We start from the raw sequence: 13019 nt of genomic DNA, 5'->3' as shown, positions 1-13019 counted from the left end.
TGATGCTGGATCACAATCAGATTTTGCGGGCTCGGCCCCATTTGTTCGTAGTTTTCAGGAGCGCAGGAATGGCCCCTCTTATTCAACGCAGGGTTTCGCGTAAGAAACCACAGGACGCACAAGCCGAGGAGAAATCGGTCAGCGAAGCGACGGCGTTGTCGCCCAAGCTGATCTACGAAGTGATCCGCCGTGAGGGCGAGGAAGAGCTGGCGCGCAGCAAGCGGTCGTTGATCTGGTCGGGGATCGCGGCGGGGGTGATGATCAGCCTGTCGGTTCTGGGCGAGGCCGTGTTCCGGACCTATCTGCCCGATACCTCGCATCGTTTCCTGATCGAGAACCTGGGCTATTCGCTGGGTTTTCTGGCGGTGATCATGGGGCGGATGCAGTTGTTTACCGAAAACACCATCACCACCGTTTTGCCGATCATGCGGGCCAAGACCTGGCATTCGCTGATGTGCATGTTCCGCCTGTGGGGGATCGTGCTGGCGGCGAATGTGGTGGGGGCCTTTGCCGCGGCGATGCTGTTTCTCTGGACGCCCGCGATTTCGCCCGAGGTGCTGCCCGCCATTCTGGACCTGTCGCATCACGCAACCAGCATGGGGGCCTATCAGGGGTTCTGGCGGGCCATTCCGGCGGGGGTCATCGTCGCGCTTATCGTCTGGATGATGCCGCAGGCGGATGAGACGTCGTTTTTCCTGATCCTTGTGTTCACCTGGCTTATCGCCGCGGGGGATTTTGCGCATATCGTTGCGGGGTCGGTCGAGATGGCGGTGATGATACTGGACGGCCAGCTTGGCCTGATGGCGGCGGTGTTCGAGTTCTTCTTACCGGTGCTTGCGGGCAACATTGTTGGCGGAACGATCATCTTTACCCTCGTCGCTTGGGGTCAGGTGCGCGATGAGGTAGAAGAGGAAAAGTAGCGTAAATGTGATGTGGCGGGGGCAGCAGCCGTGGGGAACGAGGATCAAGGGTTTTGACACAGAAATCGGTGGGCACCGTAAAGCTGTACTGGGATGCGCTGAAAGCGGCGCTGGTTGATATCTCTGAAAAGAACGTCTCGCTGATCGCGGCGGGGGTCGCTTTTTATGCGATGTTGTCGCTGTTTCCCGCCCTTGCCGCCTTGGTCACGATCCTGAGCCTGATCTCTGACCCTGTGGTTGTCATTGCCCAGCTGGAAGACATGCGCGGTCTGCTGCCCGATGACGTCTATGATATTCTCAATGATCAGGTGGTGTCATTGGTCACGACCAGCACCGGCAAACTGGGGTGGGCTGGTGCGGCTTCGGTTCTGGTGGCGATGTGGTCGGCGCGGGCAGGTGTGGGCGCGATGATGATCGGCCTGAACAGCGTGTATAGTGAACGCAATCGCAACGCCGCGCGGCATTATCTGCGGGCGCTGATGCTGACCTTTACCTTGGTGATGGTGGGGCTGATTGCGCTGATCACTGTGGTGATCGCACCGATTGTGCTGTCGTTCATCCCCCTGGGGGTATTCGGCTATTTCGTCGCCGAGATCATCCGCTGGAGCATCGCGATTTTGGTGCTATTGGCCGGTGTTGGTGTGCTGTACCGCTTTGGCCCGAACCGTCGTGCGGCGCGCATCGGCTGGCTGACATGGGGGGCCGTTTTCGCGGTGTTTTCATGGGCAGTGGTGTCGATCGGGTTCAGCTATTACGTTGCGAACTTCGGCAATTACAATCAGGTCTACGGGTCTATTGGCGCTGTGATCGCCATGCTGGTCTGGCTGTGGATCAGCAGTTTTCTGGTGCTGATGGGGGCGTCGTGGAACGCGCAGGTGGAACTGCGCACGCGCCCTGACAGCACCATTGGACGCGACCGGCCGCTAGGCAAACGCGGGGCCTATGTTGCGGATAATCTGGTAAGTGTGAGCGAGGAATAGCGCCTACATCAAGGGGCGCTTGGCCGGTTTGCTGCGCTCTGTCTCGGCGACGTCGGCGAGCTTGTCGAGGTCGTTGACCTGCAGAACCTGATCCGACCAGGACGCGAGTTGCTGGTCCCGCAGCTTCGCGAGGGTTTTGTTGGTATGGACAAGCGATAGACCCAATGCATCCGCCAGATCGCGTTGCGTGAAGGGCAGGGTCATTGTGTTATTTGTCACCAAGCCCAGCCCCATCCCGCGTTCAAAGAACTTGAGCATCGCCCATGACACCGCTTGCAGCGCGGTGCGTTGGCCGACAGTGGCAAGCGTTTCGCCAAGGAAATGCTCCTCTATCGCGGCGAGCCATGTGATATCGAACGCGCGGCTGGGGTTGCTGCGGAAGAAGGTCCAGAAATCCGACCGGTTGAACACGCACATGCGCATATGTGTCCGCGCCTCCACGCTGTGGCCCATTTCGCCAAGCATACCGGCCTGAAGCCCCATGAAATCGCCGGGGAAGACAAAATTAATAACCTGCCGTTCACCATTATCCAGCGACTTATGCCGGATGCCCATGCCGGACAGCACCGTATAAAGTTGGGGGGAGTTGGATCCCTGCATCAGGATTGTCGTGCCGGGGTCGACGCTAAGCTCACCGACCTTGAATTTCTGCATGAACTCAAGCTCTTCCCTTGTCATGGTGACAAAGGCGTCCTTTTTGTGAAGCGGACAATAGCGGCAATCGATACCCATGAAAAAATTCCTAACTCGTATGTCATAGTTTAACGCGGCGCTTTGGGAATATTGCTACCTTTGCGGGATTAGAAAGGCGCGATGTGATTCCTTTTTTCGTATTCGATACTGACCCGATCGTTCGGGCGGATGTGATCGACATGCTGGAACAGGCATTCGGTGACGCCGCATTGTCTGTGTCCGAAACCCTTTCCGCTTTTATCTCTGAGCTGCGTAGCTGTTCGTCTCAGGCCGTGGCGCTTGTGTCCGGCACGTCGAATGACCTGTCGGAACTCTTTGCCGCAGACCTGCCCACGAAAGATGTCGCCTATGTTCTATACGGCGAAGGTCAAAGCATTCCCGACACCTACATCTATTCCGTCGTAGACCGGCCTTTCACCAATGACACCATGGTGCAAGGCATTAGCGACGCGCTTGCTTCCCTGCGTTCAGACCGTTGACGAAAGCCGTGATGATCGCGGCGATTCCGCCGACGCCGCCGGTGGCTTGTGCCTGTTGCATCGCCTGTGCGCGTAAGGCGGCTTCGCGTTTCTGACGCCGGATTGCACGAGCCCGGATTGACAGGGCCGCAATCAATACAAGACCCATACCGAAAAACAGGCTGCCCATAATCAGACAGGCTACCAGCGGTGTGGTGATGGTAAGCAAAAACAGCCACGCGGCGACGGCAAGAAACGCCCCGCCAACAATCAGGCAGAGCATTGCGCCAAAGCCGATGGCGGCAGTTTGCGCCGTTCGGGTTGCCTTTTGGGCAACCCTATCCGTCACATATTCGAACATTAGCGGCGTGTCGCGAACAGACCGGCGATAAAGCCGACGCCGGCAGCGATGCCCAATGCGGCGGCGGGTTGTGTGCGTACAAAGTCTTCGGCTGTTTGCTGCGCTTCCAATGCCTTGTCACGGCCAGAGTTCGCCAGATCTTGCGCTGTGGATTTCGCCTGGTTGGCGGCTTCGGCGCTTTTGGCTTTGGTCAGATCGGCCATCGTGCTTGTCAGCGACGCGATGTCGTCTTTCAAAACGGCCAGCTGGACCGAGATATCATCGACAGACAGGTTGCTTGTGTTGGTTACGTCCTTGGCCATGGTGGTCTCCATTATTCATGTGTTCACCAACCAAACGCGCCCTGTAGATATAAGTTCCTTAAAGGCGTGGCTTGCATCCCACAGGATCGATAAAAAAAGGCCACGGTGGAACCACCGCGGCCTTGTTCGTTTGCCTGTATGCCGGTTTAGCTGTGCAGCGTCTCTGTCGACGAGAAGAACATCGCTTGCGAAACAGCCGATACGACCTGATCCACCGTGTAGGGCTTGGAGATTAGGAACGCGGGTTCGGGCTTATCGCCGGTCAACAGGCGCTCGGGGAATGCGGTGATGAAGATCACCGGACGGTTACCCAAATCGCGCAGCAGGTCGTTCACGGCATCGATGCCGGAGGAGTTATCGGCCAGCTGGATATCCGCAAGGATCAGGTCTGGCACATCCGCCTTGCCCAGTTTGACAGCTTCGTCACGCGTGCGCGCAACACCGGTCACACGGTGGCCCATTTCGGCGACGATGGATTCGATGTCCATCGCGATGATGGCCTCGTCCTCGATGATCATGACCGAACCGGTCACGCTATCTGCCATTTCGCGGCGGGCAATCTGCACCAGCTCGCTGGCTTCGTTCTCTTCAACACCGATGATCTGGCCGACTTCTTTAAAGGAGAACCCTTCGATCGTGTGCAGCAGCAACGCTTCGCGGCTGTGGTTGGTCAGTTTGGCGAGGTGCTTTTGCGCCTTGGCGCGGGGCCCGCTTTCACCTTCCTCGACAGGCGCACCGGCGCTGGCCCAGATGCCGTACAAAACGCGGAACACACCTGTGCGGGTGTCTACACCATCCAGAACCGACCGGTCCGTCAAAATCGCTTCGAGCGAGGCGGCTGCAAAAGCGTCGCCGCTGTTCTGGCTGCCGGTCAGTGCGCGCGCGTAGCGACGCAGGTAAGGAAGGCATTCACCCAACGCATCGCTGACACTTGGTGTTTCGGTGACATCCGTCATTTATTGTCGTCCTTTTAAAATATTTCTGGAACCAAACCCCCTAACGCTGTGTTTGGTTCCGTGTCATATGTATAAATACAGTATTTAAAGAAGGCAGGAAACTTGTTCATGCAATCAGGCCAAAACGACGAGCGTGAGCGCTTTATCGACGAAAATCTTCGCCGCGTTTATGACGAGACGATGGAAGAAGGGATTCCCGATAAATTTAAAGACCTGCTTAATCAGTTGAAAGAACAGGATAAAAACGCTGGTAAAAAAGGATGAGCAATTCTGATCCCCGCGACCAACTGGTGGAGCATTTGCCCGCCATGCGCGCCTTTGCCATCAGCCTGACCCGGAACGGTGCCGTCGCGGATGACATGGTTCAGGATACTCTGGTCAAAGCCTGGACCAACATCGAAAAATTTGAAGTCGGCACAAATATGCGCGCCTGGCTCTTCACAATTTTGCGGAACACCTATTATTCTTCCCGTCGTAAAGCCAACCGCGAGGTCGCTGATGTGGATGGTGTCTTCACCGAAAGCCTTGCCGAAAAGCCAGCGCATGACGGGCATATGCAAATGACCGATTTCCGTAAAGCTCTGGGTTTGCTGAAAGACGAACAGCGCGAAGCATTGCTGCTGGTCGGTGCATCGGGCTTTTCCTACGAGGAAGCCGCCGAGATGTGTGGCGTTGCCGTCGGTACGATCAAAAGCCGGACGAACCGTGCCCGCGCGCGGCTGGCTGAGCTGATGGGCCTGCGCGATGACGAAAGCCTCGAAATGACGGATGATGCGACGATGTCGGTTATCTCGGCATCTAAAGTGTCTTCTTTCTGATCGTGACGTCGGGGTTTCTGTCCACAAATATCTTTCGTGGCCTCGCGTTTCGCGTGCTGCTTTTCCTATCGCTCGCGTTGCTGCCCATCGGTTTGATCGCCGTTGTGCAGACGCGAGAGATTGCGGAGCAGAACCTCGAGAATGCCGAACTGTCGCTGCTTGCCATTACAGAGCAAGCGTCGGCGAAGGAAAGCGGCACCATTCAGGAAGCGTTCGGCGCAGCGGCGGCTTTGGCGTCCGTGGTCAAACTGATCAAGTCTGACAATGTGTCCTGCAGCGCCTTCATGCGGGAATACCAACAATCTTCTGAACTTTATACGGTCGCAAGCTTCATCCAAAACGACGGGCGGATGGATTGTGTGTCGACAGGCGTTTCTGGAAACGTGTCGGACCGGCCTGTATTTCAAAAGATGATCGAACACAAAAGTCGCATGGCGAATGTCACCAGCACGCCGGCGCAAAGCAAGGAACCGGTGCTGATCGTCACCAACCCGCTTAAGGTGGAAGAAGAGCTGATCGGCTTTATCAACCTGTCCATTCCCGAAAAGGTTTTTAACGACGCACCGGTGCCCGAGACAGGGTCGCAGCCGATCGCGATGCTGACCTTCAACGCGCAGGGCGACATCCTGACGACCAAAAATGGCCTTGAAGCGGCCGAGCAAGAGCTGCCCTCCTTTGCCGCGTTGAAATGGTATGTGGGCCAGTCGGGTCGCGTCTTCCATGATACCAACCAGCAAGGGCAGGACCGCGTCTATGCCGTTTTGCCCATCGTCCCCGGTGTTGCCTACGCCATGAGCGTCTGGCCCGAGGATTCACCGCTGCTTCAGGCGGGGGCGATGACAACGCTTAGCTTCGTGCTGCCAGTGGCGATGTGGCTGGCAAGCCTTGTCGTGGCCTTCTGGGCGCTGAACCGTCTGGCCATTAAACACATCCGCAAACTTGGTCGGCAGATGCGCCATTTCGCGTTGAACAGAACCTTGCCGCGCACGCCCTTGGGGGGTGTCGTCCCGACCGAGATCGTGAATATGGAGCATGCCTTTGTCGGTATGGCGGAATCGATCCTGCGGGATGAAGCGTCGCTAGAAGACAACCTGCGCCAAAAGAATATTCTGCTGAAAGAAGTGCATCATCGGGTGAAGAATAACCTTCAGCTGATCTCTTCTATCATGAACATGCAGATCCGTCAGGCGACCACATCGGATGCGAAACGCGTGCTACAGCGTTTGCAGGACCGGATCCTCAGCCTCGCGACGGTGCACAAAAGCCTGTACCAGAACGACAACCTGACCCGCGTCGACGGGGGCGCGCTCATGCATGAGATCGTGAACCAGCTCCTTAGCGTAGGTCTGCCGTCCGGCTCTGGCGTGACGGTGTCGCAAAACTACGAGGCGGTTCAGCTTGATCCCGACGACGCCGCACCGCTGACGTTGCTGGTGTCCGAGGCGATTACCAATGCGCTGAAATATGTCGCCGCCGACGGCAAGGCAAAGGGACATATCGAGGTGAGCCTGTCTCATACCCAGCCGGAAATGGCGTTGCTGTTTGTTAAGAACACCACCGGCAATATTGATCCCGAAGCAGGGACGGGCCTTGGTTCTCGGTTGATCAACGCGTTCTCGCGTCAGTTGAACGGGCAGGTAGAGATCATCGATGAAGAGGGCACCTATACGCTGAGCGTTGAATTCCACGTGCCGCTGCAGGCGAAAGAAGTCTACGACTACTGAGGGTTCGGCGCAGAAAACTCGGTAAAATTAAATTTATTTTCAGTATGTCGGCGGTGAATCCTTCGCGTCCCAGCCAGCGGGGCCTGTTAGGCTGCAACCTGCCGGATTCATGGGACTTTCGGTCGTTTCGCGATGGATGTGGTCCCGATCGCGTATGTCAGGCGACATTCGCCGTCTCAGCAAAGCGCCGCGCAAACTCTGCAATGCAGCAATTGCGCCCTCCAGCCTGTGGAACCATGTGACCCGTGGGCTGTTAGTCTCCTGAACGAGCCACACAAGCGAACAGGAGGCATCAATGACGACAGATTTGTTTATCGCTTCATTTTTGATTCTCGCTTTGGCCGCAATCGCTATCGTTTCGCTGACCACGCAACGGGGCAGCGAAGAGAAAAAGCGCCAAAGATCGTCATTGCATAGCCATTCCCGGCGCGACGACGAACGATAATCAAAGGTTTAGTGCGGGCCATCCGCACGTCAAGAAAACGAAGTCAAAAACTCGGCGGCGTACATGCACTTACAACAATGCATTGTACGTCGCCGATGTTTCTGAACCGGTGCGGCAAGCGGCTGTCAAAAAGATAGCCATCCCCCGGTGCCAGCACCGCGACGGCATCATCGACCGTCACCTCGATCTCTCCGGAAATAACCACGCCAGCTTCTTCGCCCTCATGCACCAGCAGTTCGGGGCCTGTGTCCGCGCCGGGCGGGTAAGTTTCGTGCAGCACCTGCAAGGAGTGTTGCTCCGCATTGCCAAGCTGGCGCAATGACACCTGACCGTCATAGGTGGGGGAGACTTTGGTAAACTCGCTCTCGCGGTAAAAGACCTTGGGCGATTGCGTATCTTCCAGCGTTGAAAAGAATTCAGCCATGCTGATCGGGATCGCGTCCAGCAGGCTTTTCAAAGACGCGACCGAGGGGCTCGTCTTGTTCTTCTCGATCAAGGAGATGGTGCCGTTGGTCAGCCCTGCCTTGGTCGCCAGTTCGCGCTGAGACAGGCCGCGTTCTTCTCGAATCGATCTTAGTCTTTGACCTATGTCCACGTCCGGTCCCCGGATTATTTCTGTCAGCTACCTAACCCGTATCTTGGTGCGATCACAGGCAAATTTTGGCGCAGCCGATTCAACTGACGCGCGCTGAGGCAAATCTATATTGACAATTAAATTAAACGCAATAAGAGGATTTTAAACGCGGGTCGCGTTTCAACAAGAGGATTTGTATATGCCTAGTACTGTCAAAAAGCAGCCGCGCAAGGCCGCTGCAAAGAAACCGGCAAAAAGCAGCGTCGTGCCCGACATGCTTGATGCAAACGTATCTGTCGAAACCAACGCTCAGTTGATCGCCCGCCGTGAACAGGCTGTTCCACGTGGCGTTGCCTCTGCGGCGCCGATCTATGCGAAATACGCCGAGAACGCGGAACTTTGGGACGTGGACGGCAACCGCTACATCGACTTCGTTGGCGGCATCGGCGTGCTGAACACCGGCCACCGTCACCCCAAGGTGATCGCGGCAGCTAAGGCGCAAGAAGACCAATATACGCACACCAGCTTTCAGGTTGTGCCCTACGCCCCCTACATCGAACTGGCGGAAAAGCTGAACGCGCTGGCCCCCGGTGACGCGCCCAAGAAAACGCTGCTGGTGACAACCGGTGCCGAGGCGGTGGAAAACGCGGTCAAGATCGCCCGGGCTGCAACCGGCCGCCCCGGTGTGATCGCCTTTACCGGCGGCTACCACGGACGCACGCTGCTGACGTTGGGGATGACGGGTAAAATCTCTCCTTACAAAAAAGACGTTGGTCCCTTCCCGTCCGATATCTTCCGCGCGCCTTTCCCATCGCCTCGCGACGGGATCACGGTCGAGGATGCGATCACCGGCCTGAAGAACCTGTTCCTGACCGATGCGCAGCCCGAACGTGTGGCCGCCATCATCATCGAGCCCGTCTTGGGCGAGGGTGGGTATACCCCCGTGCCGTTCGAGATGATGCACCAGCTGCGCGAGATCTGTGACCAGCACGGTATCATGCTGATCGCCGACGAAGTGCAGGCGGGCTTTGGCCGCACCGGCAAATGGTTTGCCATCGAACACTCCGGCGTTACCCCCGATCTGATCACCGTCGCAAAGTCGATGGCGGGTGGCTATCCACTGGCGGGTGTCATTGGCCGCGCTGATGTGATGGACGCGATGATCCCCGGCGGGTTGGGTGGCACTTACGGGGGCAACCCCGTCGCCTGTGCCGCAGCGCTTGCCGCGATCGAGGCGATCGAGGAAGAAGGCCTGCTGCAGCGGTCGCTGGACATGGGGGAACACCTCAAGGCGCGCTTTGCCGAGATCGGCGCACGCTCTGCGCCGTTCCGCATGTGGGATATCCGCGGTCTGGGTGCGATGGTCGCGGTCGAGTTTGTGACCGACTTTGACACGGCGACACCGGACGGTGATTTCACCAAACGCGTCATCGCGCACGCGCTCAAGCGCGGTCTGCTGCTGCTGAGCTGTGGCATGCAGGGCAACGCCGTGCGTGTGATGGTGCCGCTGACCGCGTCGGATGAGATCATCGAAGAGGGGCTCGGGATTTTCGAAGCCTCCGTCGCTGCCGCGGTCGCCGAAGAAGCAAAGTAAGCTCTGTAATCAAAATGAAAGGCGCGCCGGGAAACCTGCGCGCCTTTTGTGTTTCCGGTCTTGGGCGCGTTTAATCAAACGGTACAAAGCTGTCGGCCTGCGCCCGCGCCCAACGGGTTTTATTGCCGTTATAGTCGGGCGATTGATCATCCAGCAGATAGCCTTCGGGCAGGTAGCCATAGACCTGATCACCCTGCACCATGCTGTTATCGCTTTGCCGCATCATCATATGGCGGGGCAGGAAATCGCTGGGGTGCTCTAGACCGGCGGCGCCTGTCATCTCGCCCAAGGCCATCAGCGTATTGCGGTGGAACCGCGCGACACGCTGGCTTTTGTCATCCACATCCAGGGCGCGCTGACGCGTGGGGTCTTGGGTCGCGACGCCGACGGGGCAGTGATTGGTGTGGCACGCTTGCGCCTGGATACAGCCCACTGCAAACATGAACCCGCGGGCGGAATTGCACCAATCCGCGCCCAAAGCCAGCGCACGGGCGATATCAAAGGCGGATACGACCTTGCCCGCCGCGCCCAGTTTCACCTGATCGCGAATACCGGCACCGCGCAGGGTGTTGTGCACAAAGGTCAGCCCCTCGACCATCGGCATGCCGACGTGGTTGGCGAATTCAAGCGGGGCCGCACCCGTGCCGCCTTCGGTGCCGTCGACGACGATAAAGTCAGGCACGATCCCCGTATCCAGCATCGCCTTGACCATACACATGAATTCACGCTGGTGGCCGATGCACAGCTTGAACCCCACAGGCTTGCCGCCCGACAGATCGCGCAGCTTGCCCAGAAACTCCATCATCTGCACAGGAGAGGTGAACGCCGAATGGGCGGCGGGCGAGATGCAATCGTGCCCCATCGGGATGCCCCGTGCCGCCGCGATCTCGGCACTGATCTTGGATGCGGGCAGCATGCCCCCGTGACCGGGTTTGGCCCCCTGGCTTAGCTTAAGCTCGATCATCTTGATCTGGTCGTTAGCGGCCTGTTCCTTGAACTTGTCGGGGTCGAACTGCCCGTCTTCTGTGCGGCAGCCAAAATAGCCCGACCCGATTTCATAGATCAGGTCGCCGCCCCCCTCGCGGTGATAGCGGCTGATCCCGCCTTCGCCGGTGTCATGGGCGAACCGGCCCATCTTGGCCCCCTTGTTCAGGGCGCTGATCGCATTGGCCGATAGCGACCCAAAGCTCATCGCCGAGATATTGTAGATCGACGCGTCATAGGGCCGCTTGCAGTCCTTGTTGCCGATGGTCACGCGAAAATCCGTGTCGGTGATATGGACCGGCTGGACCGAATGGGTGACCCATGAATACCCCGCATCATAGACCCGCATCCGCGTGCCAAAAGGCCGCGCATCTTCCACGCCTTTGGCGCGTTGATAGACCAGCGACCGATCATCACGGCTAAAGGGTTCTTCGTCCTGATCGGATTCAATCAGATACTGCCTGATTTCCGGGCGGATACCTTCAAAGAAAAACCGCATGTGCCCCAGCACCGGATAGTTGCGCAGGATCGAATGTTTGGGCTGGATCAGGTCGTACACCCCCATCACCGCCAGGATGCCGAAAGTCACCGACGGGAGAGCCATCCACCACGACCACAGCGCTGTGAGCATCGCGAAGGCACCGAAAAGGACGATGACAATCGCAAAAAGGCCAAAGCGGCCGAGGGATTTGAGTGCTTTCATGGAGGGCTCCTGCTCGCGCGTCTGGGTCGAAAATCGCTGCTTTTTCGGTTATATAGCACAAATAACCCGAAAGTACCGCGCGGCGAAGGCAGATGTCCGGCACATATTCCGGCCCGCAGTTTTGATTTTGTGCCGCTGCGCGCTAGTATTTTTAGGCACGGGATTGGGGGAAGTGAAATAAATATGGAAAATCAGTTTATTACATCGTTTTTCGCGTTGCGATTTACCATCCGCGTCCCCTAAATGACGGGTGCCATGTGTGCCGCATAGTGAAAATAATTCATGATTTCACGCCGCGATTCGCACAGGGTCAGAGCATTATTTCGGGGAAAAATCGCAATAAATCAGCTTGTTTTGCTCCGGAATATCTGCGCTCATTTCAACCATGACGGAGAGCATGCGCATCAATGACGTGTGTTCAGACAATTAAGTTGGGAGACTTCAAATGACTATTTTCAAGTCCATCGCCATCGCCTCTGCACTGGTCGCGGGTACCGCCGCCACCGCGCAGGAGAAATTCATCACCATCGGGACCGGCGGCCAGACCGGCGTCTACTTTGTTGTGGGTCAGTCGATCTGCCGCTTGGTAAACCGTGACAGCGCCAAAACCGGCCTGAAATGTACCGCTCCGTCCACCGGTGGTTCCATCGCCAACATCAACGCCATCAAGGCGGGTGACATGGACATGGGTGTTGCCCAGTCCGACTGGCAGTTCCACGCGTACAACGGGTCTTCGCAGTTCGAAGGCGACAAGTTCGACAAAGAGCGCGCGGTCTTTTCCGTACACGCCGAACCCTTCAACGTCATCGCGCGTGCCGATTCCGGCATCGAAAGCTTTGACGACTTGAAAGGCAAACGCGTCAACGTCGGTAACCCCGGTTCCGGTCAGCGCGCCACGATGGAAGTCGTTCTGGACGCCAAAGGCTGGACAATGGATGACTTCGCGCTCGCATCCGAGCTGAAGCCAGCCGAACAGGCCGCCGCTTTGGGCGATAACAAGGTCGACGCGATCATCTACACCGTGGGCCACCCCAACGGGTCGATCCAGGAAGCCGTGTCCACCGTCGACGCCAAGCTGGTGCCGGTTGAAGGCGAAGCGATCGACAAGCTGGTCGCCGATAACCCCTTCTACGCATACTCCACCATCCCCGGTGGCATGTACAAAGGCACCGACGCGGATGTGAAAACATTCGGCGTGAAAGCGACCTTTGTGACCTCCGCTGATGTGGACGAAGAAGTCGTGTACGAAGTTGTAAAAGCTGTGTTCGACAACTTTGACCGCTTCAAAAAGCTGCACCCCGCGTTTGAGAACCTCAAAGAAGAAGAGATGATCAAAGACGGTCTGTCCGCCCCTCTGCATGATGGTGCGGCGAAGTACTACAAAGAGCGTGGCTGGATTGAATAAGCCCGCCGTTTGACCATTCGCGAACGCGAGGACAGCCTCGCGTTCGCATCCTGCGGCAACGACCGCAGTCGACCGACAATAAACGTGCACCTGTCCTGATAC

15 protein-coding genes are annotated in these 13019 nt (G+C 57.4%); 9 read left to right on the top strand and 6 right to left on the bottom strand.

All coding sequences use genetic code 11. From position 1 onward, the window contains the following. Positions 1 to 68: 68 nt before the first annotated feature. Complete coding sequence (locus AB1495_RS05735) at positions 69 to 920, top strand: formate/nitrite transporter family protein (protein ID WP_074636592.1); 852 nt, start codon at positions 69 to 71, stop codon at positions 918 to 920. Between the two features lie 53 nt (positions 921 to 973). Continuing rightward, the gene (locus AB1495_RS05730; protein ID WP_005850639.1) at positions 974 to 1900 is read left to right on the top strand and encodes a YihY/virulence factor BrkB family protein; all 927 of its coding nucleotides are present in this window, start codon (positions 974 to 976) and stop codon (positions 1898 to 1900) included. 3 nt (positions 1901 to 1903) lie between these two features. On the opposite strand, the gene AB1495_RS05725 is transcribed toward AB1495_RS05730, so the two are convergent. Beyond that, positions 1904 to 2632: a Crp/Fnr family transcriptional regulator gene (locus tag AB1495_RS05725; RefSeq protein ID WP_005850638.1), complete on the bottom strand. Its 729-nt coding sequence runs from the start codon at positions 2630 to 2632 to the stop codon at positions 1904 to 1906. A gap of 83 nt (positions 2633 to 2715) precedes the next feature. On the opposite strand from AB1495_RS05725, the gene AB1495_RS05720 reads away from it, so the two are divergent. Then, positions 2716 to 3072, top strand: a complete 357-nt coding sequence (locus tag AB1495_RS05720; protein ID WP_009825650.1) for a hypothetical protein — start codon at positions 2716 to 2718, stop codon at positions 3070 to 3072. On the opposite strand, the gene AB1495_RS05715 is transcribed toward AB1495_RS05720, so the two are convergent. The 3 genes from AB1495_RS05715 to AB1495_RS05705 form a co-directional block, all read right to left on the bottom strand. After that, positions 3035 to 3400, bottom strand: coding sequence for a hypothetical protein (locus tag AB1495_RS05715; protein ID WP_235183728.1), 366 nt, complete (start codon positions 3398 to 3400; stop codon positions 3035 to 3037). The genes AB1495_RS05720 and AB1495_RS05715 overlap by 38 nt on opposite strands. A gap of 11 nt (positions 3401 to 3411) precedes the next feature. Continuing rightward, positions 3412 to 3714, bottom strand: coding sequence for a YqjD family protein (locus AB1495_RS05710; protein WP_235183729.1), 303 nt, complete (start codon positions 3712 to 3714; stop codon positions 3412 to 3414). A 146-nt stretch (positions 3715 to 3860) separates the two neighbouring features. Then, positions 3861 to 4670, bottom strand: a complete 810-nt coding sequence (locus AB1495_RS05705; RefSeq protein WP_074636590.1) for a response regulator — start codon at positions 4668 to 4670, stop codon at positions 3861 to 3863. A gap of 108 nt (positions 4671 to 4778) precedes the next feature. Between AB1495_RS05705 and AB1495_RS05700 the strand changes: the two genes are divergently transcribed. The 4 genes from AB1495_RS05700 to AB1495_RS05685 all read left to right on the top strand — a co-directional run bounded on the left by AB1495_RS05700 (position 4779) and on the right by AB1495_RS05685 (position 7657). Then, positions 4779 to 4934: a NepR family anti-sigma factor gene (locus AB1495_RS05700; RefSeq protein ID WP_005850632.1), complete on the top strand. Its 156-nt coding sequence runs from the start codon at positions 4779 to 4781 to the stop codon at positions 4932 to 4934. After that, a complete protein-coding gene (locus AB1495_RS05695) occupies positions 4931 to 5488 on the top strand; it encodes an RNA polymerase sigma factor (protein ID WP_005850631.1) in 558 nt (185 codons plus the stop codon). The genes AB1495_RS05700 and AB1495_RS05695 overlap by 4 nt, the downstream gene beginning before the upstream one ends. A 53-nt stretch (positions 5489 to 5541) precedes the next feature. Next, positions 5542 to 7212: a sensor histidine kinase gene (locus tag AB1495_RS05690; protein ID WP_244268953.1), complete on the top strand. Its 1671-nt coding sequence runs from the start codon at positions 5542 to 5544 to the stop codon at positions 7210 to 7212. A 295-nt stretch (positions 7213 to 7507) separates the two neighbouring features. After that, positions 7508 to 7657 carry a hypothetical protein gene (locus tag AB1495_RS05685; RefSeq protein ID WP_005850628.1) on the top strand — a complete coding sequence of 50 codons (150 nt, stop codon included), beginning with the start codon at positions 7508 to 7510 and terminating at the stop codon, positions 7655 to 7657. A gap of 43 nt (positions 7658 to 7700) precedes the next feature. On the opposite strand, the gene AB1495_RS05680 is transcribed toward AB1495_RS05685, so the two are convergent. After that, complete coding sequence (locus AB1495_RS05680) at positions 7701 to 8252, bottom strand: cupin domain-containing protein (protein ID WP_009825647.1); 552 nt, start codon at positions 8250 to 8252, stop codon at positions 7701 to 7703. Positions 8253 to 8430: 178 nt separating this feature from the next. Between AB1495_RS05680 and gabT the strand changes: the two genes are divergently transcribed. Continuing rightward, entirely contained in the window at positions 8431 to 9825 is a 1395-nt protein-coding gene (gabT, locus tag AB1495_RS05675) for a 4-aminobutyrate--2-oxoglutarate transaminase (protein ID WP_197145863.1), read from the top strand. A gap of 70 nt (positions 9826 to 9895) precedes the next feature. On the opposite strand, the gene AB1495_RS05670 is transcribed toward gabT, so the two are convergent. Beyond that, positions 9896 to 11512 (bottom strand): FMN-binding glutamate synthase family protein, encoded by a 1617-nt coding sequence (locus AB1495_RS05670; protein WP_074636587.1) that lies wholly within the window; start codon positions 11510 to 11512, stop codon positions 9896 to 9898. Between the two features lie 445 nt (positions 11513 to 11957). Here AB1495_RS05670 and AB1495_RS05665 point away from each other — a divergent pair, with 445 nt between their 5' ends. Further along, positions 11958 to 12917, top strand: a complete 960-nt coding sequence (locus AB1495_RS05665) for a TAXI family TRAP transporter solute-binding subunit (RefSeq protein ID WP_005850616.1) — start codon at positions 11958 to 11960, stop codon at positions 12915 to 12917. The last annotated feature ends 102 nt before the right edge of the window (positions 12918 to 13019 follow it).

The sequence above is a fragment of the Sulfitobacter pontiacus genome (genome assembly GCF_040790665.1).
Lineage (GTDB): Bacteria > Pseudomonadota > Alphaproteobacteria > Rhodobacterales > Rhodobacteraceae > Sulfitobacter > Sulfitobacter pontiacus.
This window is presented reverse-complemented; position numbering and strand designations above follow the sequence as displayed.